This is a genomic window from Providencia sp. PROV255 (genome assembly GCF_028478065.1).
Taxonomy (GTDB): Bacteria; Pseudomonadota; Gammaproteobacteria; order Enterobacterales; family Enterobacteriaceae; genus Providencia; species Providencia rettgeri.
Genome location: NZ_JAMPMI010000009.1, coordinates 248217 through 268320, shown reverse-complemented (window position 1 = coordinate 268320; position 20104 = coordinate 248217). Strand labels below are relative to the sequence as shown.

The window sequence follows — 20104 nt, the reverse complement described above, 5'->3', positions numbered from 1 at the left end:
CGGGCTCCTTATAGTTTTGCAATTTCAACTAAGTTAGTATGCTGAGGGTTCCCCTTAGCAAGCGGTGAAGGGCGTTGAGTCGTGAGGACATTAATACACCCGCCTTGGTCTACTTTTTTGCCAAACATATCGGCATCTAACCAAGCCCCTTGGCCCATAGCAGTCACGCCTGGCATGATCCGTGGTGTCACTTTCGCTGGAATATGAACTTCACCTCGGTCATTGAAAACCTTGACCATATCACCCTGTTTAATACCACGTGCTTTGGCATCTATAGGGTTAATCCATATTTCTTGGCGACAAGCTTGTTTTAAGATATCAATGTTGCCATAACTTGAGTGTGTTCTGGCTTTATAGTGAAACCCTGTCATTTGTAATGGGTATTTTTTATTAAGACTATCGGTATGGCTTTCAAAGCCTTCGGTATAAATTGGCAGCGGGTCAATCACATCATCTGGTGCTAATTGCCATGTTTTTGCTATTTCAGCTAGGCTTTCTGAGTAAATTTCTATTTTTCCTGAAGGCGTCTTCAGTGGATTAGCTTGAGGGTTATCTCGGAAGGCTTTAAATCCAATGACATGCTCATCTGGGCATTTGTGCTTGAAAATACCCACGGTTTTCATTTCTTCATAAGTTGGCATATCAGGGAAGCGTTCGCGACTTTTTTCACATAAATATTTAACCCATTCGTGTTGGGTGCGGCCTTCGGTAAATTTCTGTTCGACATTAGGGCCTAAGCGTTTAGCTATTTCTGACAAAATTTCATAGATGGGCTTACGCTCAAATTTAGCGCTAGTGGCTGGTTGGCCTAAGATCATGTACGACATGTTTCCTGCGGACTCGCTAGGAATAAGATCTTCTTGTTCGGTAGGCATTAAATCAGGTAGTAAAATATCGCAATATTTTGCAGAGGCCGTCATGAAGTGGTCGATGCCGACAATCATTTCGCATTTGCTGTCATCTTGTAAAATTTCATGGGTGCGAGCGATATCACTATGCTGATTTATCAATGTATTACTGGCATAGCACCATAAAAATTTAATGGGAACATCTAATTTATCTTTCCCTTTGATACCATCATGAATAGCTGTCATTTCGGTACCGCGTTCGATGGCATCAGTCCATGTGAAAACAGAAATCTGAGTTTTTACTGGGTTATCGAGCATCGGGAACCATTCAACACCGGAATCATAAGTACCTTCACGACAGCCTGAATTTCCACCACTAATGCCAACATTACCAGTAATAATGGCTAACATGGCAATTGCTCGAACGGTTTGTTCACCATTTGAATGACGTTGAGGACCCCAACCTTGAACAATATAAGCGGGTTTTGCTTGGCCTATTTCACGGGCTAACTTAATGATTTTATCTGCTGGGATACCTGTAATTTTAGCGGCCCACTGTGGTGTTTTAGCAATACCATCAGCACCTTGGCCTAAAATATACGCTTTATAGTGACCATTTTTAGGTGCCGAAGCTGGCAAGGTTTTTTCGTCATAGCCGATACAGTATTTATCGACAAACTCTTGGTCGACCATATCCTCAGTAATAATCACGTAAGCCAATGCGGCAGCAAGTGCACCATCAGTACCAGGACGAATAGGTAACCATTCATCTTCTCTACCAGAAGCAGTGTCATTATAACGAGGGTCAATGACTATCATGCGTGCATTTGAACGTTCGCGCGCTTGTTCGACATAATAAGTGACACCTCCGCCACTCATACGAGTTTCAGCAGGGTTATTACCAAACATCACAACTAGTTTTGTATTTGCAATATCATCGGGGCTATTTGCTTCTTGGGAGCCGTATAGGTAATTCATACCTGCACGAATTTGTGCAGTACTATAACTGCCGTAGCGGCTCAGGAAACCACCACATGAATTCATTAAGCGATAAGGAACATTTGAGTTGGTGATATTACCGCCATCAACGCCAGTACCATATAAAACGTGAACGGCTTCATTACCATAATTTTTTAGAATATCGCGTAAGCTATTACCAACAGTATCAAGGGCTTCTTCCCATGAAATTCGGACAAATTTGCCTTCACCACGTTTACCCACACGTTTCATTGGGTATTTCAATCTATCTGGGTGATTCATTCTTCTGCGGATTGAGCGACCACGCAGGCAAGCTCTGACTTGATGATTACCATATTCATCTTTTCCCGTGGTATCAGATTCAACCCAATATACCTCATCGTCACGCACATGGAGGCGTAATAGGCAACGGCTACCACAATTAACGGTACATGAACTCCAAACGGCTTTTTCTTCAGGGGATGTTGAGTTTTGAGAGGTATCGATTGCTTTTGCATTAAAAGGAAGTGATAAACCGCCAACTGCAGCAAATAAACCGCCAGCAGCGCCAGATTTCACGACATTGCGCCTTGAGATAGGGCTATTTAATAATTTATTTTTTGTATTCATTGATATTAGCCTTTATGACCATATTAAATATAGTGTTATTCAGGGGCTATCTTACTCTGACATATTTAGTTTTTTTTGCGCCATATCAACGAAGTTATATTTGCAAAACTGGTAACTTTTTTATAATAAATATTAATGATAATTGATATCATTATAACGTTATGAATAAAAACAGGTTTTATTTTTATTGCTCGTGTCTAAAAATTTAGAAATGTTAATATTGAGTTTTGTAGAGAAAATATTTCTCTCGGTAAGGCCATTTACGGAAAATAGGGAGAAGACTTTTAGTCATATAGTTGGAAAATAATAATAAATTTCTCTAGGATCATTGATTGCTCTGAAAAAACAATAAAATTTATTATTATTTTTTGGAATGAAAAATAAATACAGAATAACTAACTATAAAGTGAACATCTAATATCCAATTAAGGTGTACTTTTTTATTGAAAATAATTGTTATTATCAGTGTTGGTTAATTAAATTCAATATTGAGAGTGATAGATTGAGCAAAACCTGCTGGTGGCTTACCGACAGAGCGGCTTTTTTGTACTGCAAGTAAAGCGGCTTGATCTAATAAATCATTTCCTGAACTGCTTGCTAAGCGAATTAAACTAATTTCTCCGGTTTGGCTTAATTGAAATTGAATAGTTGCGATACCACGGTTTTTCATTTTTTTTGCGCGGCGAGGGTATTGCTTGTTTCGCTCAACTTCTTGGCGCAGTTTTTCTCGATAGGCATTAATTAGTTGGCTATTCGTGTCACTAGTCGCATGTTGGTTTTTGGGGCCTTTAATTCCTGCTGATTGAGAAGAAACAAGGTCACCGGCTTTTTGTTGTTGTGCGATTGGCAAATCATTTTTAATTTCGGAATCAGCTTGTTTGCTGGGGTTTTCAGTTCTTTTAGTGAGTTCTTTGGGTTTTACGGGTTCTTTTTGTGTTTTGATCACCTTTTTTTGCTTTTTAGGCACAACAACGGCGGCATTTTCAATAATTGGGCTGGGTTCTATTTTTACCTCACTAGGGAGTTCTATCGGTTGAAGGAGCTCTTCAGGTTCTGCAACGTTAACCGCTTGAGTTAATGCGATCGATATAATCGGCGCATCCTGTTGTGCTTGGTTTTTTAAGGATAATGATTGAGCCGTAACATAGGTTAAGTACCCAATAACAAGAATATGCAGTGTTATGGATAGCGTAAAAGTGATTAATTTTCGACTCATCATAAGACCTCAATATTCTTTCTTGTTGAACCTAAAGAGGGTAGACCAAAACAGCTCTTAAGTAGTTATGCTTGAGTTATAACTCATAAGATAAAATAACGATTCGAATTATATGTTAATAATTATCAATTGCAAATGATAGTTATTATCAACTTTGGTGGGTATATGTTATTTACTATTAATGCATTGATTTTTAATAGTATAATTTTAAAATGAAAAAGGCTTGGTGAGTCACCAAGCCTTAATAAGATTAATTGTGTGATAAATCAGTTAAATATCATTCTCTATTTTATTATTTTGTCTGACTCCTGCTTAAGTGTTGCTGTACAGCGGATTTGATAGAAGGGGATTGGTTGTTTTCGGTAAAACTCAACGCGACTGCGGCTTTTTCATGTCCATCCATTGCTAAAAAACTTTTGCTGATACCATTAATTTTATCTGTTGCTAAATTACCAGCTTTTAGATGTGAATTAATGGCTGCTTGGTTCGCTGCGGACATATTATTTTCATTAAAACTTAATGCAGTAGCGGCTTTTTCATGCGAATTCATCTGTGCAAAAGATTTCGTAATACCTTGGATACCATTAGGTGATAAATTAGCGGCTTTTGCATGGTTAGCAATAGCGGCTTGATTTGCATAAGCGGTATTATTTTCAATAAAACTGAGTGAAATAATGGCATTTTTATGGGTGGTTACGTCTGCTTGAGCACTTAAATTAAATACCAGAAAAAGTGCAGAAGAAATAAATAGTTTGTTCATCTGAATACCTTTAAATAACATTGCCTAAACTTTGGATAAAATAATGGATAACTTTATATAAATGAGTTCTAAAAAATGAAGGAATTTAATGTTTAACTTCTATTTACTGCACTCGAACTTAGGTCTGTTATTGATAGATAAACGCATCTAAGTAGTATTTTTATAAAGTTATCGTAGGACTAATCATTACGATGGCGTCAATATAGGTGATCATGTTCAATGATGGAATTGACATCTATGCATATGATGAGTGCATAAAACGCATTCATCATTTTGCAAAAAAAAAGAGAGAATTATTTCGGCGTGTTTATCGTATTTATGATACATAAATAACACCGTATAGATAAGCTACACGGTGTTTGAATATTTAATTAAAATTAAGAACGTTTAACCGCTGTTTCTGAGACGCGTATTGCATTTTCTTTATTCGCAAACCAACGCTCACGTAAGATGTCATATACAAGATTAAACGCATAAGTATAAAATAAGAAAAAGGCAAAAAAGCCGATTTCAAGTAAGAATGCGTCTAAGAATGACATTTTAAGTAAAAACGCCAGCATTGGTACACCCATGATCACAAAGCTCAATTCAAATCCAACGGCGTGAAAAATGCGTACTTTGGCTGGGCGAGGCCCTTTGGATAAGGGCCAATAACGATCAAAGACCATGTTATAAAATAAGTTTAATAGCATTGCCAGTGTCGACAAGACAATAGCGACTGTTCCCATTTGGAAAATTGAGCGTCCTAAAAGCCACGCACTGACCGGTGCAGTTATCGCGATCGCGATGACTTCAAATGAAACTGCATGAAAAATTCGTTCAGTTAATGTTTTTGTATACTTGCTCATAACTACCTCAAAGATATGGAAAATTATTTTTTGGGTAAAAATCGGGTGCAATTATTTGCTTTTTTTTATATATATACAAAATGGCAGCCATCGGAAAAAGCGATACCTTATGAATTATTCTATAGAAACATTGCGTACCTTTGTGGAGGCGGCATCCCTAAGGTCATTCTCTGCTGCGGCTCGTAAATTAAATAAAAGCCAATCAACTGTGAGTACGACAATCAGTGGTTTTGAAGACGACTTGGGCTTTTTGTTATTCGATAGGCAGGGACGTGAATCAACATTAACTTTTGCAGGTAGAAAAGTTTTGAGTTTAGTTGAGGATATTTTATCGGCAGATGAGCGTCTTCAAGCGCTTCGAGTTGAACTGCTACCAGATATAGAACCAAGATTAAGCTGCGCTTTTTCAGATATTTATCAGCCCCCTCATGCTGAACATATTGTAACGACATTAGATAGACAATTTCCGCATCTTGAGTTCGAGTTTTTAATTGCAGAAAATAATGCCGTTATTGAAATGATCCAAAACCAACAGGCTCATGTTGGTATGATGGAATCTCGAACAGAATATCCTGCAGATATTTCTTTTTCTCGTTTACCTATTCAAGGTGAATTAGGTTTATATGTATTAAATAGCCATCCATTAGCTAAAGAGAAAAAGATTACTTATCAGCATTTAACAATGACACGCCAACTACGGCTAAGCAGTAGTAGCCAAATTATTATTAATAGTGAAAAGAACTGGTTTGCGCCTAATTATTTACTATTATTAGAAATGGCAGAACAAGGTGCAGGATGGGCAATATTACCGACATGGTTAGTTAAGCAATTTGGCCATAACCGTTTAGTGAGTATTAATTATGATTTATGGCCACGTAAAATTGATGTGGATTTAGTTTGGTCTAAGAATAATCCACCGGGAAAAGCGGGTTACTGGCTGATTAATAAATTACTTAATAGCTAAATTTAAGGAGATTAATTTTAAAATCAATGTGTTTGTGCTATATTTTATTTTGTAAAACAGTCTATATTAAATGTAATAAGATGTTATCTTGTAAATAAACGTAATATAATTTTTAAAGTTGGCTTTATATCGCTAATCTAAACTTAATCAAATTGTTGTTTGAGTTAATTTATTAGAGGATAAAAATGAAAAAATTATTAGTACCTACACTTTTTGCTGTTGTATCTACTATGTCATTTGCTGTTAATGCAGCGACAACTCCAGCAGCAAGCCAATCACAGAAAGCAGAACATAAATTAAATGCTTACGAAGAAATTATGGTAGGCAAAGTCTGGGTAACGACAGAAGCTTTAGATCAAGATAAAAAAGAAGTAAATGCAGAAGATAAACAAGTTGCAAACTTCTTTGGGGTTGCCGAATATTATCCAGACGGGACTTTTAATATGACCACGTTCGATGGCAAACCCAAAATGAAAGGTGACTGGTCATTTGATGAAAATGGCAAAAGCCGTTCATTAACAGCGAAAGATGATGACGGTAAAGTTTTATTTACTCGTGTTGTTGAAAATGTGACAGTAACACCTGAAGAATATACGTATCGTATTTATCCAGAGCAAGATAGCAAAGATAAGTACTTTGATATTGTCCATAAAGTTAAAAAATAACATTTAAACCAATGCCGCAGTCTAGATATAAAGCTCATTGATTGAGTAATTTATTCTGCGGCATTATTGCTCTATTGTAGCTTTATTTAAAACAGGTTTCTGCCCAGCGCGTTAGTCCAGCAGTAACGGAACCAAAATCGTCTCCACGTACTATAGGAATATTAGGTAATTCTTGGCTAATTGCTTGGTGTAATATTGGTGAGCGAGCACTCCCACCTGTAACGTAAATCGCATCAGGTTTGACCCCACCTTGATTGACAGCCTCTTTAACTAATTCAATCATTTTACTTTTTGGTGATTCAATTGATTCCACCATTTGTTCATGTGGAATATTCACTTCTAGTTTTTCAGAAATTAATTTAATTTGAGCTAAATAACTGGAAGTGTCCGATAAAGCAATTTTAGCTTCTTCAGCTTTACGTACTAAGCTATAACCTAATGTTTCATTATAAACTTCTAACAATCGAGATATTATTTGAGGCTCTTTTGCATCTTGTTTTAAGCGTGTTAATGCAGTCAAATTTTGTCGTGAGTAAAATTCTTTTTGCGCTTCAACATTATTGATAGCAATCGGGTTCCAAAATTGTAGAAATGGCATTTTAATGCCCGATAAAGATTGGCTTTCCATCCCAAAAAGTGGCATCAATTGTTTTAATGCTAGGTAAATATCAAGGTCGTTTCCACCCACTCGTTGGCCACTATGTGCAAGTAAGGATTGTGTTCTGTCTTGTGCACCTCGATAAGTCGGTCCCATTTGAATTAATGAACAGTCTGTTGTTCCACCGCCAATATCAACGACTAAGATGATCTGGTCTTTACTTAATGTGGATTCATATTCAAGCCCGGCAGCAACAGGTTCGAACTGGAAAGCAATATGATTAAAACCTGCGCGTTTTGCCGCACGATAGAGTATGGATTCTGCTTGTTGATTTGAAAGTTCCCCGCCACGCCCATGAAAGTTAATTGGCCGGCCAATGACTGTGTCATCAATAACCTGCTGTAAAGAATGTTCTGCAGTATCCTTTATATTTTTCATCATCGCGCAGACAAGGTCTTCAAAAAAACTAATTTGAGTATCATGTAAGCCTGAAGCCCCTAAAAAAGATTTTGGGGATTTTACATAATAAACATCTCTAGGGTCGCTCAGATATAAATCTAAAGCAGCTTGCCCAAATACAATGTCCTCGGGTAGTAAATCGATCCCTTCATCACGGTTAAACGCGATAGATCTTTTTAAAATTTGTTGTCCGATTTCATTCGAGGGGGAGATTTTACAATGGCGAAATAAATACTCAGAAACTGATTCTCTTGTTGGCGCGCATAAGGTTGATGGAATATAAACGTTATCGCCTTCTAATGGTAATAGTGTGGGTATCCCGTTTTTCATGACTGCGACAGCACAGTTAGATGTACCGTAATCAAAACCAATAAACATTTCGCCTCCAAGAGTAACGACTTTGAAAAAAGGCAGAGACTTTATATCAAGCAGGAATGAATTACTATCGAAAAAATAGTTCGATGCGAAGGGAAAAATCCAAAAGTAGATAGCTTGAATTGATTGTATGTTGTCTAGATGCTCTGAAAGCACAGAGGCTCTATAACAAAATGCAAGCATTATTGAAAGATTGATTTATTGATGTTCATAAAAAGGGCGTAATTAATTTAGCTTAAGGTGGATAAATAAAAATACCTATCGATAATATTAAGGTTATTTAAAGCTATTTTTATTTAGAGTGTGGTTTGTGATGTAATATTTTATTTTTCCTCCTCTTTAACATTTTAATGTAATGTTAAAGAGGTTCTCGGAAATATCTTATTTAAACAGTTAGGTTTTATATATTTTTAACTATTACAATACTTATTCCAAATTACATTAAAATCATTATTAGGAAATTCTTTATCATCTCTATCAATTAATGGAATAGAAACAACATTACGGCCGTCATCATGAAGATAGGTTTTGACCACAAAACGTTTAAATGAATATGAGTTTTGGCTAGTGAAAATAAGCACTTCACCGCATACATAACCTAGCATACCATGGTCTAAGGTTTCTCTTATCTCATGATATTTAACATTTTTATACTCGGCCGTTTTGGGGAATGCTAAAAAATCCTCAACCGCTTTTTGAGATTTTTCTACAATATCTAAATCAGGTGTATAGTTACTTACAACGCCTCCTATAAAGGAAGCGCCTGCAATTAGGCCAACGACTAAAAATGAAAATATTTTATTTTTCATAGTGTTTATTTCTTATGTTATTATTTTTGAACCTCCCAATGAATGCCAAAATATAAAAATTGAATAAAAATTCATTGCCATAGGCTAACTTTTAATTGGTGATTTCACTTACGGAGATATACTTGGATTACATTTGGGATAATTAACGGTTACCAATCTAACATAAGATTATTTGAAGTAATATAGAAGGGAAACAATGGTAACCAATAAGAAACGAAAAATTACACATTTAAATAAATAGACATTTCATAAAAGGATACTTTATCACTATTGTGATAATTCAGTATGTATTAATCCCTAGAGTAACGAAAATATATAGAATAAGATTATTATTTTTTGTTCTTCATTATTTTTGCCATATGAATAGCTTCAATGAGTTGAGAACGATTAATACGAGAACTATTACTATCTAATAATTTTTGCCAAATATCAATTGCTTGTTCATAATTTGCATTCATAAAAGCATCTGAAGCGACTAGCATTAAAGCAGTAATTTCTTGTTTATCAAGGTTTAATGCTTTGTTGATTACCGCTCTGACATCTTCTGTTAGTTGTTGACCTGCTTGGTAATATAAAACGGTTGCAATAGCGGAGTATATCTGAGCATTTTCTCCTCCATATTTTAACGCTCTATGATAAGCAATTAATGCGTTATCATAACTATTTTGATAGAGATAGTATTCACCTAGTGTAGCCCAAAGCTCACTATTTTTAGGGGATTGGCGAATATCATCTTGCAAGCGTAATAAATCATTTTGTTCTTGCTGCAATGGTGTGAATGAGAGTAGAGGATCTGAAATACGTTGGTATTCCTGGTAGGCTAATTCAAACCGAGGCGAAAAAAAGTAACCAATAACAACTGACACCATTAATATGGCGAGTAATTTATTAATATGCCATTGCTTTGCAACTGATGGCGCTGTTACATCATCTGACAATAATTGCTCGAATACCTGCTGATGGTGAAAATTGTTCTCTAAAATCGGCTGTTTTTGTGAGCGATAAAATTTGAAAATGAAATAAAAAATGCCAACTAGAGCAATGCCCGGTAATCCCCAAAGCAGTGCGGTGCCAATAGTCAAGGGAGGATTATACAGCACGAAATCGCCATATCGCTCGGTCATATAATGCATGATTTGCGCTTTATCTTTCCCCTCTGCAACCATTTTAAAAACTTGGTGGCGCATACTTACTGCAGTGGGTGCATTGGATTCGAGTAAGTTTTGGTTTTGGCACTGCGGACAACGTAATTGTGAGGCTATTTGCAAAGAATATTCTTGTTCTTCAATAGAATTAAATTGCCACACATCAACAATCTGAGCATTGGATATAAAAGAGCAACATAGGAAAAATAGTGCTAATAGGGTTTTAAGCATTTTTTATCCTCCCTTTTATCCAGCTTATTAATAGGCCAAAACACATTACAAACGCACCGCTCCAAATCCATTGAATGCCATCTTGTACGTAAAGGCGTATTGCATAGATATTTGTTCCCGTTTTCTCACCTAATACCGCATACCAATTACGTAGCCACCCCCAATATATACCGGGTTCAATCATTAATTGCTGGCGAGCAGTATAAAAGCGGCGCTCGGTGATTAGCTGGTGTAATGGTTGGTTAGCTTTGCTAATTTGTATAATGGCTTTTTCGGTAGTGTAATTAGATTTAGCTTCAAGTTGCAACTCGTTGAATTGAAATTGATAATCTGCGAGTGAGATAGATTGCCCAACAGAAAGACTAACACTGGTTTCATGGTGACTACCAATGGATAAGGCAATGCCAGCCGCAAAAATCACAACCCCTGTATGAGCGATAAGGGAAGGGAATTGTTGACGAATAGCATCGATGGGTCGTAGCCAAAAGATAAGTAAAATAGCAAATAAAAAACCACAAGAAAGAGCGATAATAATCCCTTTAGACCAAAGAGATAAGCTTACTAATACACTGAGAAGTATAATGAAAAGAATACGCCATTGGGCTTTAATCCGAGTTTTGTTGAGCGGATAAATGGCACTTACCGCCATTATGATTAGCATCAAAATACCAAATGGTAGTAATGCTTGGTTAAAATAAGGTGCCCCAACCGATATTTTTCCCCAACCAAATAACGTGTAAATCATCGGGTAAAGTGTGCCCGTCAGGACAATGAATAATACAGTAGAAAATAGGATTAAAGTGAGTAATAAATAAAGCTGACGGCGATTAGTTTTGGTTGGTAAATTATCAATGTTTTTAGCTTTCCAACCATATATACATAAAGCACCGAAACTCAGGAAACTGAATAGTAAAAAGAGGGGGACAGCCCTAACGTTATCTAAAGCAAACGCATGGACAGACATTAAAATACCTGAGCGTACAATCAACGTGCCCAATAGAGATAAAATAAACGTGAGGATCGCCAGTAATATTGACCAATGACGATAATGACCCGTTTTGTATGAAATGGTAAGGCTATGGAATAACGCAGTTGCACTTAGCCATGGTAACAGTGATGCATTTTCAACTGGGTCCCAAAACCACCATCCCCCCCAACCAAGTTCACTGTATGCCCACCATGAACCCAGTGTGATACCCAAAGTGAGTATGCACCAACTAGGAACGACAAAGCGCCAACAGAGCCTTGCAACTGTTTGGTTAAATTGCGTGCACAGCGTGGATGCAAGTGCTAAGGCGGTCACGACCATTAACCCGCTATAACCTAAATAAAGTAGTGGAGGGTGTAATATCAACCCCCAATGTTGCAGCATTGGGTTGAGATCTCGCCCTTCAATAGCAGGAGGGAAAATGCGAACAAAGGGGTCCGAATAAAAGACGATAAACAGTAATAATGCGGTACTAATAATAGCGAGTAGGGTTAATGTGAGAGGAAATACGGGGTGAGTTTGCCGACGATAACACCATGCAAATAGGCAACTCCAAGCAGAGATAAACAGTAGCCAAAGAAATATTGAGCCTTCATGGCCTCCCCATACTGCGGCAATTTTAATATATAGCGGCGATAGCCGGTGGCTATGTTGCGCCACATACACGACTGAAAAATCACTTTGAATAAAGCTGAGAGTTAAACAAACATAGGCAACGAGCAAGAAAAGAAACTGTAAGTAGGTCCAAAGAATATTCCGAGGCATTTGCCTCGGAATATGGCGGAAGAAACCAATAACTCCAAACAATGCTTGGAAACAGGCAATACAGAGTGCCAATGCGAGGCAGAGAAAGCCAATTTCTGGGAGTATTAGTTCCAATGATTACCCTTATTTTTGAGTGAGTTATGCGACGGTCAACTGCCCTGCGTATAACACAAAGAAGCGTAAGCAGAAGACACCCAGTAAGCTTGCACCACTGATAATCAATACTCTTGCTGCACCTTGTCCTTTATCCATCCATTTTTTGAATAGCAGAGGAATAATAAAACCACACCCGACAACGCCAATCCAAAACCACCAAGTCCAGAAACCACCGCCTAATGCGGCAATTAATGAACGAATTTTCCCGTCATCCCCTAACGCTAGCCCGACAAAAAAGGCTGCTAATAGGAATATCTCGAGCCAAATAACAAAGCCTTCGATACGGTGTAAAAATGCGGTTTCGTCGTTATGGATATTTTTACGGTAGCGTAATGCTATTGCCATTAATGATACCGCGATACCTGACGATATTCCTGAAAATAGGAATAAAGCTGGTAATAATGGATTGTTTAAGAATGGATAAGATTTTAATGCTGAAAGTAAAAATCCGGTATAAGCCCCAAGCAAAACAGCCAAGACTAGCATTACAATATCCAGAGAACGCATCGCACGATTTAGCAGGGTTAATATTCTTGGGATAAGCGTAAACTTAGGCAGCCATTTTTGCTGTAAAACCATGAGCTCTTTTTCATAAATTTTAGCAAGCCAAATAACAAGTACAGCCATATACACTTGGAATAACATTACCCCCATCGACATCACCGAAGTTGGGCTGTAATGAAACATTAATTTCCAGAATGTCCATGGACGCGTCAAATGGAGAATTAAGATCAATAACCCAAAGATGATTGTTGTCGGAGCTAAAATCAGTGTTGTGCGCATGAGAGTGCTATCACTGCCAGCCGCAGTGGGATAATACTGGCGCATAAGTACCGCAAGTACCACGAGCCCAGCTGAAATACCAATTAAGAATAAGTAAACGGCAATGGGCCAGTCCCACACTAAGGATTCAAAATGGAAAGCAGAAGCTGTTGTCATTGGCTAACCTCCCCATATTTGAACGGGACTCGATACATTTTGGGGTGAGTACCGAGTGCAATCTTGAATCGATAAGTCGGTTTTTCTTTTAGCATCAACGAAATATCGCTCTTAGGATCATCTAAATTACCAAAGGTTAATGCTTTGGTCGGGCAAGACTCGACACAAGCTGGTTGCTTACCCTTTTTTAGATTCGTTTTACGACAAAAATCACATTTATCCGCAGTTTTATTGATAGGGTGAATGAATCTGACACGATAAGGGCAGGCAGCAATACAGTATTGGCAGCCGACACATAAGTCAGGGTTTACATCAACAATCCCCGTTGTTTTGTCGATAAAAGAGGCACCAGTAGGGCAAACATCAACACAAGGCGCACTTTCACAATGTTGACAGGAATGGCGAAAAAAACGGTATTTAACATCAGGAAATTGGCCTATGGGCTCACTACGGATGATGGTTAACCGTGAAACACCTTCCGGTACTTGGTTAACCTCTCGGCACGCATCCATACACGCCGTACAGCCGATGCACAGATTTTCATCGTGCACCATGCCGTAGCGAACGCCATCTATTTTCATGGTGTTAGCTAGCGTATGGCTAGCAACCCCTCCTACCGCCGCCAGTGCTCCTGTGTAGATAATGAATTGACGACGAGAACAACTCATGGCTGCTCCTTACGCAATTTCACCGCTGCTGGATTGAAATCAGGGTTATTGCGTTGATCTGAGTGACAGTCGACACATATTTTTACTTTGCCCTTATCAGTCAGTACCTTCATCGTATCTTGTTTCGGATGAAGGTCATGGCAACTGGCACAGGCCACTTTGGTGACGTGGACATCATGAGGCCAGAACGCTTTTTGTAGTTGCTCTGGTAAGTGACATGACAGACAGACACTGTTTTGTTGTTCAACGTTATACATTGGGTTGTTAAAGCGCATGACATCTTTGACGCCTTCACGGTGATCAGGCCCTGGGTTACCGTGGCAGTTGGTACAAGTCACGGGTAAATTATTGTTAGGGTTAATCACTTCTGCGTGAGTGCCATGCATGCCTTCTTGGTCTGGTTTATGACAGTCTAAGCAGGCGCTGTCAGCACTGCGTTGCTGCGTGACAACCCAACGGCCTTCTGCATTTTCTTGTGCCATTTGTGGGGTTGCGGATGCGGCTGTTGCCCATAATAAGCCTGTTGCCAGCACCCCAGCAGTTAATAACGAACGTAGTACGCTCATATTCACTCCATTGGTTGTATTGCCCCATTATTTGGGGCAAATCATGGTTATTTGGCTAATAGGTCATTTTTACGAGCTTGGTCATCCCATTGCGGAACGACAGTTTTTAAGAACTCTTGTTTCTCCGCATTGATTTTTTGCATATCTAAACCAATGGCTTGTTGTGCTTTTTCCTTGGTTGAAATATCTGGAATGGCAATTTCATGGGTGATGCCTTTAGAGCCTAACAGGCGAGCGAGTTTGGTACGTGCATCTGCCGCTTTATCCATCGAACCACCTAACATACGTAGGCCTTCATCTGGTGCGTGCATATGAATACCGTGGGAGGCGATAGCTAAATCCCAGCGCCATTGTGCATGGCGAATATCGGTTAAAATTGGTTTCATTTCATCTTCTGTTGCGCCTGCATCCCATGCGGCTTTCGCTTCAAAGTGAGCGCGAACCAATTGGTCTTCCGCTTTGATTTTCATCTCTTGGATAGCGACTTTACGTTCAGCAACCACATCTTGCAGTTGTTGTTTGCTTTGGGTATGGCAAGTGCTACAGGTTTGTTCGAAATTGTCGAATGGATTACCAATTTTATGGCTGGTATACAGTTCGCCTTTTTCGTTTTGCAGTTTTGGCATATGGCAATCAATACAGGTCACGTTATTTTTGCCATGAATACCCGCACTCCAAGTTTCATATTCTGGGTGTTGGGCTTTTAGCATTGGAGCTTTCGACAGTGAGTTGGTCCAGTCAGAGAAACCAATGTTGTCGTAGTAGACTTCCATATCTTCCACTTTGGTGCCGTTATCCCATGGGAATTTCACGGCTTTTTTATCACCAGAGAAATAATATTCTACGTGGCATTGGCCACACACCATGGACTGTTGGTCGAACCGGCTGGCTTTATCAAACGGTTTGCCAATCGCTTCCATTGCACGCTCTGCATAAGGGCGAGAAAGTGTTAGCTCTGGTTTACCTTTTGCAAAATCCTCTGAGTCGGTTTTATGGCAATCTGCGCAACCTAAGACATTCACCACTTCTGGGCCACCTTTTGCCCACTTACCTTCGAAATAGCCATCTTCGCCATGTTCTTGGATAAGCCTAGCCACATCGGGACTTTTACAGCTCCAACATGCCATCGGAAGCGGGCCATCTTGGGCATCTTTCGGAGCACCAGTTCGTAAGGTTTCACGGACGTCGATGATGGCATAGGCGTGACCACGAGGTTTGTTGTAGTCGCGTGAGAATGGGTATCCAGCCCAGAGAACGACTAAGCGAGGGTCTTCCGCTAATGCGTCTTCTCGGTTTGATTGCTCGGATGTTGCTCGCCAAGAGTGGTATTGATCAGGGTGAGCAGCTTCGAAAGTTTCATTTCGAGCGTTGATGGTAGATGTACTATCTTTAGTCGGAGTTTGAGCATGAACAGAGGTAAAGAGAAATATTCCTGCAACCAGACTCAATAAGCATAGTGCATTATTTCTTATGTTTGCCATAAAAAGGGCCTCGAGTAATTTTAGCCAGTCATCCCTTCATTTTTCGAGTTGTTGTTGTAATGTGACCTGTGACTCGAACTATTTTGGGTATCTTTTTGTTATTTAGGTTTGATAGCAAGCTTTCATCTGCTACCAAGACATTGCCAATTTATATGTGTAACAAAAAACCACACTAAAAATATTGTTTTTGATCAAAAGATAATTTGTAATAAGGAAATAGAATGTGAGGAAATAATAAAAAATAGGTATTATTGAAATTGATATAGTTATTTTTCTGTAGTTTTAAACTGTTACTTTTAATAATTAATTAGTAATGATTCTTATTTTGATATTTGGCGTTATCTGATTTTATTTTATTGATTTTAAAATAATTTTTTTATTTTAAATATTTGAGTGCTGTTTTTAAAATAAAGTTAGAAATGAAAGTTGTTTAATATCAAAAAAAATACAGATATTTTTTTGCTAAATGACATTGTACATACCACTTTAGTGGTAGTTTTGAGCTGGAATTATAATTTAAAAAATTAAAACTTGAGTTTAAATTAATAATACATATTAAAAAAATGTTAATAAATAATTAAAAAGGCCTACTTGGTTATCATTTTGGTGCTACTTTTAGCTAATGGTGAGTAAATAACGTAAATGTTGTCATTTCTAGTCGTATACGGGTAATTACCTCTTTTACCCACTTGGTAGTATGTATTTTTATAACCTCTATCGTTAATATTTCTCATAAATACACATATAAAAAATGCGGTTTATCAATACGTTTTAGTTTTTTTGTTGGCAATGTAAAGGAAAAAAACATGGTTGATCTCACCCGTCGGGGAGTATTAACTGGTGCGTGGCGTAGTGCAGCCCCAGTGGTTCGGCCGCCATGGAGTGGTAGTGAAACGCAATTTATCGAATTGTGTACCCGTTGCAATGCCTGTGTTGAAAGTTGCGAAACGGCAATTATCCAACCAGGAGCAGGGGGCTACCCTGTTGTTGATTTTAAGCGTGGTGAATGTACATTTTGCTATGCATGTGCAACAGCATGTCCAGAACCTATTTTCCTACCAAAACATTCCCAACCTTGGGATATCTCAATTTCGATTGGCCAAAATTGTCTTGCTTATCTTTCGATTGAATGTCGTCGTTGCCAAGACAGTTGTGAGCCTGAAGTCATCTCTTTTCGTCCGTCAATGGCCGGTATATACCAGCCAAAAGTAGAAACACCAGGTTGTACAGGCTGTGGTGCTTGCGTCGCAGGTTGCCCAGTTTCAGCCATTACCGTGGAGCATGAACATGCACAGTAACTATCAAGTGTGCAGTTTAATAGTACAAGTAAAAAGTGAGCGACTGTCTACTGTGGCCGAAGAAATTAATCAACTTTCCCATTGTGAAGTGGCGCTAAGCGCCCCGGAAAACGGAAAACTGATTGTGGTTGTTGAAGGGCAAGGTAGTAGAACGTTGTTAGATACTATTGATTTAGTACGCGATATTGACGGCGTACTAGATGTTTCGCTGGTTTACCATCAGCAGGAAGAGCAAGGTGAGGAAGATTATGAAACTCAGTCGTCGTAGCTTTATGAAAGCCAATGCGATAGCGGCCGCTGCTGCGGCGGCAGGTATTGGCGCACCGAGCATTGCGAAAGCAGTGGTTGGTCAACAAGAAAGTATTAAATGGGACAAAGCCCCTTGTCGTTTTTGTGGTACAGGCTGTGGGGTACTGGTGGGCACTCAAAATGGTCGTATTGTGGCCAGCCAAGGTGACCCAGAAGCCCCTGTAAACCGTGGTCTAAACTGTATCAAAGGGTATTTCTTACCAAAAATTATGTACGGAAAAGACCGTTTAACGCAGCCAATGTTGCGTATGAAAGACGGCGAATATGACAAAAATGGGGAGTTCACACCGATTACGTGGGAGCAAGCCTTTGATGTTATGGAAGAAAAAGTCAAAACCACATTAAAAGAAAAAGGTCCTGAAGGGATTGGTATGTTCGGTTCGGGCCAGTGGACAGTTTGGGAGGGCTATGCGGCATCAAAACTGTTCAAAGGTGGTTTCCGTTCTAATAACTTAGACCCTAATGCACGCCACTGTATGGCTTCTGCGGTAGTGGGCTTCATGCGTACTTTCGGTATGGATGAACCAATGGGTTGTTATGATGACATTGAGCATGCTGACGCGTTTGTCCTTTGGGGTTCAAACATGGCAGAAATGCACCCAATCTTGTGGTCTCGTATCACCAACCGTCGTCTGTCTAACCCTGACGTGCGTGTTGCGGTGTTATCGACTTTCAAACATCGTAGCTTTGAATTAGCGGATAACGGCATCGTCTTTACACCACAATCTGACTTGGTGATCCTGAACTATATTGCAAACTATATCATTCAAAATAACGCAGTTAATCAGGAATTCCTCGATAAACACGTGAATTTACGTCGTGGTGCAACAGATATCGGTTATGGATTACGCCCAACTCACCCACTCGAACAAAATGCGAAAAATGCAGGTTCTGATGCGTCTGAGCCAATGACATGGGACGAGTATAAAGCCTTTGTTGCAGAATATACGTTAGACAAAACCGCAGAAATGACCGGGGTTCCAAAAGATCAGTTAGAAGAACTCGCTAAACTTTACGCAGACCCTAAAACGAAAGTGGTTTCTTATTGGACCATGGGCTTTAACCAGCACACTCGCGGTGTTTGGGCGAATAACTTAGCGTATAACTTGCACTTACTGACAGGAAAAATTTCTCAACCGGGTTGTGGGCCGTTCTCATTAACAGGCCAGCCATCAGCGTGTGGTACTGCTCGTGAAGTCGGTACGTTCTCACACCGTTTACCTGCGGATATGGTGGTTACCAATGAAAAACACCGTGAAAAAGTAGAAGGTGTGTGGGGGTTACCTGCTGGGACGATCCCTGAAAAAGTGGGTTTACACGCCGTTGCCCAAGACCGTGCTTTAAAAGACGGTAAATTGAATTTCTACTGGGTAATGTGTAACAACAACATGCAAGCGGGCCCGAATATCAACCAAGAGCGTATGCCTGGTTGGCGCGACCCACGTAACTTTATCGTGGTATCTGACCCATACCCAACGGTCAGCGCATTGGCTGCCGACTTAATTTTACCGACAGCCATGTGGGTAGAAAAAGAAGGGGCTTACGGTAATGCGGAACGTCGTACCCAATTTTGGCGCCAGCAAGTTAAGGCACCAGGCGAAGCAAAATCTGACTTAATGCAGATGGTACTGTTTTCTAAACGCTTTACAACGGATGAAGTGTGGCCTGAAGAGTTACTCGCGAAAAAACCTGAATTACGCGGTAAAACCCTATATGACGTGTTATTCGCTAACCAAGCTGTAACGAAGTTCCCTGTGAGCGAGTTAGCAGAAGACCAACTTAATGATGAGTCTCGTGAATTAGGTTTTTACTTACAAAAAGGGCTGTTCGAGGAATACGCTGGCTTTGGTCGCGGTCATGGTCATGATTTGGCTGATTTTGATGACTACCACAAAGCGCGCGGTATCCGTTGGCCAGTGGTTGATGGCAAAGAAACTCAGTGGCGTTATAGCGAAGGAAATGACCCTTACGTTAAGGCTGGCGCGGGTTATCAATTCTACGGTAAACCAGATGGTAAAGCGGTGATTTTTGCTCTGCCATTTGAGCCTGCTGCGGAATCGCCAGATAAAGAATATGACTTATGGTTATCAACAGGCCGTGTATTAGAACATTGGCATACCGGTAGTATGACACGCCGTGTTCCTGAACTGCACCGTGCTTTCCCTGAATCTCTTGTGTTTATACATCCAATCGATGCGAAAGAGAGAGGTTTACGCCGTGGTGATAAAGTCAAAGTGGTTTCACGCCGTGGTGATGTGACCACGATTGTCGAAACACGTGGCCGTAATAGACCACCAAAAGGCTTAGTTTACATGGCGTTCTTCGATGCTGCGCAGCTAGTGAATAACTTAACACTGGATGCAACCGATCCGCTTTCAAAAGAAACGGATTACAAAAAATGTGCCGTTAAACTGGAAAAGGTGTAATTG

General features: G+C 39.4%; 17 protein-coding genes. 5 read left to right on the top strand and 12 right to left on the bottom strand.

Annotated features, from left to right (window positions below; translation table 11 throughout):
- Positions 1-8: 8 nt before the first annotated feature.
- From ynfF to PR725_RS10480, 4 genes are all read right to left on the bottom strand, one after another.
- The gene (gene ynfF / locus PR725_RS10495) at positions 9-2435 is read right to left on the bottom strand and encodes a selenate/tellurate reductase subunit YnfF (protein WP_442959431.1); all 2427 of its coding nucleotides are present in this window, start codon (positions 2433-2435) and stop codon (positions 9-11) included.
- 472 nt (positions 2436-2907) lie between these two features.
- Positions 2908-3654, bottom strand: a complete 747-nt coding sequence (locus PR725_RS10490; protein ID WP_109912723.1) for an energy transducer TonB — start codon at positions 3652-3654, stop codon at positions 2908-2910.
- A 289-nt stretch (positions 3655-3943) separates the two neighbouring features.
- Positions 3944-4411, bottom strand: coding sequence for a hypothetical protein (locus tag PR725_RS10485; protein WP_272568892.1), 468 nt, complete (start codon positions 4409-4411; stop codon positions 3944-3946).
- 377 nt (positions 4412-4788) lie between these two features.
- The gene (locus tag PR725_RS10480; protein ID WP_109912721.1) at positions 4789-5259 is read right to left on the bottom strand and encodes a multidrug/biocide efflux PACE transporter; all 471 of its coding nucleotides are present in this window, start codon (positions 5257-5259) and stop codon (positions 4789-4791) included.
- A 109-nt stretch (positions 5260-5368) separates the two neighbouring features.
- Between PR725_RS10480 and PR725_RS10475 the strand changes: the two genes are divergently transcribed.
- On the top strand, positions 5369-6223 hold the full coding sequence (locus tag PR725_RS10475; protein ID WP_109912720.1) for a LysR family transcriptional regulator: 855 nt from the start codon (positions 5369-5371) through the stop codon (positions 6221-6223).
- Between the two features lie 185 nt (positions 6224-6408).
- Complete coding sequence (locus PR725_RS10470) at positions 6409-6888, top strand: DUF4822 domain-containing protein (RefSeq protein WP_004913390.1); 480 nt, start codon at positions 6409-6411, stop codon at positions 6886-6888.
- 82 nt (positions 6889-6970) lie between these two features.
- Here PR725_RS10470 and yegD read toward each other — a convergent pair whose 3' ends face one another.
- From yegD to nrfA, 8 genes are all read right to left on the bottom strand, one after another.
- Positions 6971-8323: a molecular chaperone gene (yegD, locus tag PR725_RS10465; protein WP_198635033.1), complete on the bottom strand. Its 1353-nt coding sequence runs from the start codon at positions 8321-8323 to the stop codon at positions 6971-6973.
- 407 nt (positions 8324-8730) lie between these two features.
- Positions 8731-9129 carry a hypothetical protein gene (locus PR725_RS10460; RefSeq protein ID WP_110732116.1) on the bottom strand — a complete coding sequence of 133 codons (399 nt, stop codon included), beginning with the start codon at positions 9127-9129 and terminating at the stop codon, positions 8731-8733.
- Positions 9130-9458: 329 nt separating this feature from the next.
- Positions 9459-10505: a heme lyase NrfEFG subunit NrfF gene (gene nrfF / locus PR725_RS10455; RefSeq protein ID WP_109912718.1), complete on the bottom strand. Its 1047-nt coding sequence runs from the start codon at positions 10503-10505 to the stop codon at positions 9459-9461.
- Positions 10498-12372: a heme lyase CcmF/NrfE family subunit gene (locus tag PR725_RS10450; protein ID WP_248445581.1), complete on the bottom strand. Its 1875-nt coding sequence runs from the start codon at positions 12370-12372 to the stop codon at positions 10498-10500. Before PR725_RS10450 ends, nrfF begins: the two co-directional genes overlap by 8 nt.
- 24 nt (positions 12373-12396) lie before the next feature.
- Complete coding sequence (gene nrfD / locus PR725_RS10445; RefSeq protein WP_004913373.1) at positions 12397-13353, bottom strand: cytochrome c nitrite reductase subunit NrfD; 957 nt, start codon at positions 13351-13353, stop codon at positions 12397-12399.
- A complete protein-coding gene (gene nrfC / locus PR725_RS10440; protein WP_004913371.1) occupies positions 13350-14021 on the bottom strand; it encodes a cytochrome c nitrite reductase Fe-S protein in 672 nt (223 codons plus the stop codon). The genes nrfD and nrfC overlap by 4 nt, the downstream gene beginning before the upstream one ends.
- Complete coding sequence (gene nrfB / locus PR725_RS10435) at positions 14018-14587, bottom strand: cytochrome c nitrite reductase pentaheme subunit (protein ID WP_004913368.1); 570 nt, start codon at positions 14585-14587, stop codon at positions 14018-14020. Before nrfB ends, nrfC begins: the two co-directional genes overlap by 4 nt.
- A 47-nt stretch (positions 14588-14634) precedes the next feature.
- Positions 14635-16068 (bottom strand): ammonia-forming nitrite reductase cytochrome c552 subunit, encoded by a 1434-nt coding sequence (nrfA, locus tag PR725_RS10430; RefSeq protein WP_109912716.1) that lies wholly within the window; start codon positions 16066-16068, stop codon positions 14635-14637.
- Between the two features lie 806 nt (positions 16069-16874).
- Here nrfA and napF point away from each other — a divergent pair.
- Genes napF through napA form a run of 3 tightly spaced genes read left to right on the top strand, consistent with a single transcriptional unit; the run spans position 16875 to position 20101 of the window.
- Complete coding sequence (gene napF / locus PR725_RS10425) at positions 16875-17366, top strand: ferredoxin-type protein NapF (RefSeq protein WP_004262238.1); 492 nt, start codon at positions 16875-16877, stop codon at positions 17364-17366.
- A complete protein-coding gene (gene napD / locus PR725_RS10420) occupies positions 17356-17634 on the top strand; it encodes a chaperone NapD (protein ID WP_004913364.1) in 279 nt (92 codons plus the stop codon). The genes napF and napD overlap by 11 nt, the downstream gene beginning before the upstream one ends.
- Positions 17615-20101, top strand: coding sequence for a nitrate reductase catalytic subunit NapA (gene napA / locus PR725_RS10415; protein ID WP_004913361.1), 2487 nt, complete (start codon positions 17615-17617; stop codon positions 20099-20101). Before napD ends, napA begins: the two co-directional genes overlap by 20 nt.
- Positions 20102-20104: the final 3 nt, after the last annotated feature.

Bases quoted from the DNA above. Each gene is read 5' to 3' on its own strand.
- ynfF (WP_442959431.1), bottom strand. From the start codon at position 2,435: ATGAATACAAAAAATAAATTATTAAATAGCCCTATCTCAAGGCGCAAT.
- PR725_RS10490 (WP_109912723.1), bottom strand. From the start codon at position 3,654: ATGATGAGTCGAAAATTAATCACTTTTACGCTATCCATAACACTGCAT.
- PR725_RS10485 (WP_272568892.1), bottom strand. From the start codon at position 4,411: ATGAACAAACTATTTATTTCTTCTGCACTTTTTCTGGTATTTAATTTA.
- PR725_RS10480 (WP_109912721.1), bottom strand. From the start codon at position 5,259: ATGAGCAAGTATACAAAAACATTAACTGAACGAATTTTTCATGCAGTT.
- PR725_RS10475 (WP_109912720.1), top strand. From the start codon at position 5,369: ATGAATTATTCTATAGAAACATTGCGTACCTTTGTGGAGGCGGCATCC.
- PR725_RS10470 (WP_004913390.1), top strand. From the start codon at position 6,409: ATGAAAAAATTATTAGTACCTACACTTTTTGCTGTTGTATCTACTATG.
- yegD (WP_198635033.1), bottom strand. From the start codon at position 8,323: ATGTTTATTGGTTTTGATTACGGTACATCTAACTGTGCTGTCGCAGTC.
- PR725_RS10460 (WP_110732116.1), bottom strand. From the start codon at position 9,129: ATGAAAAATAAAATATTTTCATTTTTAGTCGTTGGCCTAATTGCAGGC.
- nrfF (WP_109912718.1), bottom strand. From the start codon at position 10,505: ATGCTTAAAACCCTATTAGCACTATTTTTCCTATGTTGCTCTTTTATA.
- nrfD (WP_004913373.1), bottom strand. From the start codon at position 13,353: ATGACAACAGCTTCTGCTTTCCATTTTGAATCCTTAGTGTGGGACTGG.
- nrfC (WP_004913371.1), bottom strand. From the start codon at position 14,021: ATGAGTTGTTCTCGTCGTCAATTCATTATCTACACAGGAGCACTGGCG.
- nrfB (WP_004913368.1), bottom strand. From the start codon at position 14,587: ATGAGCGTACTACGTTCGTTATTAACTGCTGGGGTGCTGGCAACAGGC.
- nrfA (WP_109912716.1), bottom strand. From the start codon at position 16,068: ATGGCAAACATAAGAAATAATGCACTATGCTTATTGAGTCTGGTTGCA.
- napF (WP_004262238.1), top strand. From the start codon at position 16,875: ATGGTTGATCTCACCCGTCGGGGAGTATTAACTGGTGCGTGGCGTAGT.
- napD (WP_004913364.1), top strand. From the start codon at position 17,356: ATGCACAGTAACTATCAAGTGTGCAGTTTAATAGTACAAGTAAAAAGT.
- napA (WP_004913361.1), top strand. From the start codon at position 17,615: ATGAAACTCAGTCGTCGTAGCTTTATGAAAGCCAATGCGATAGCGGCC.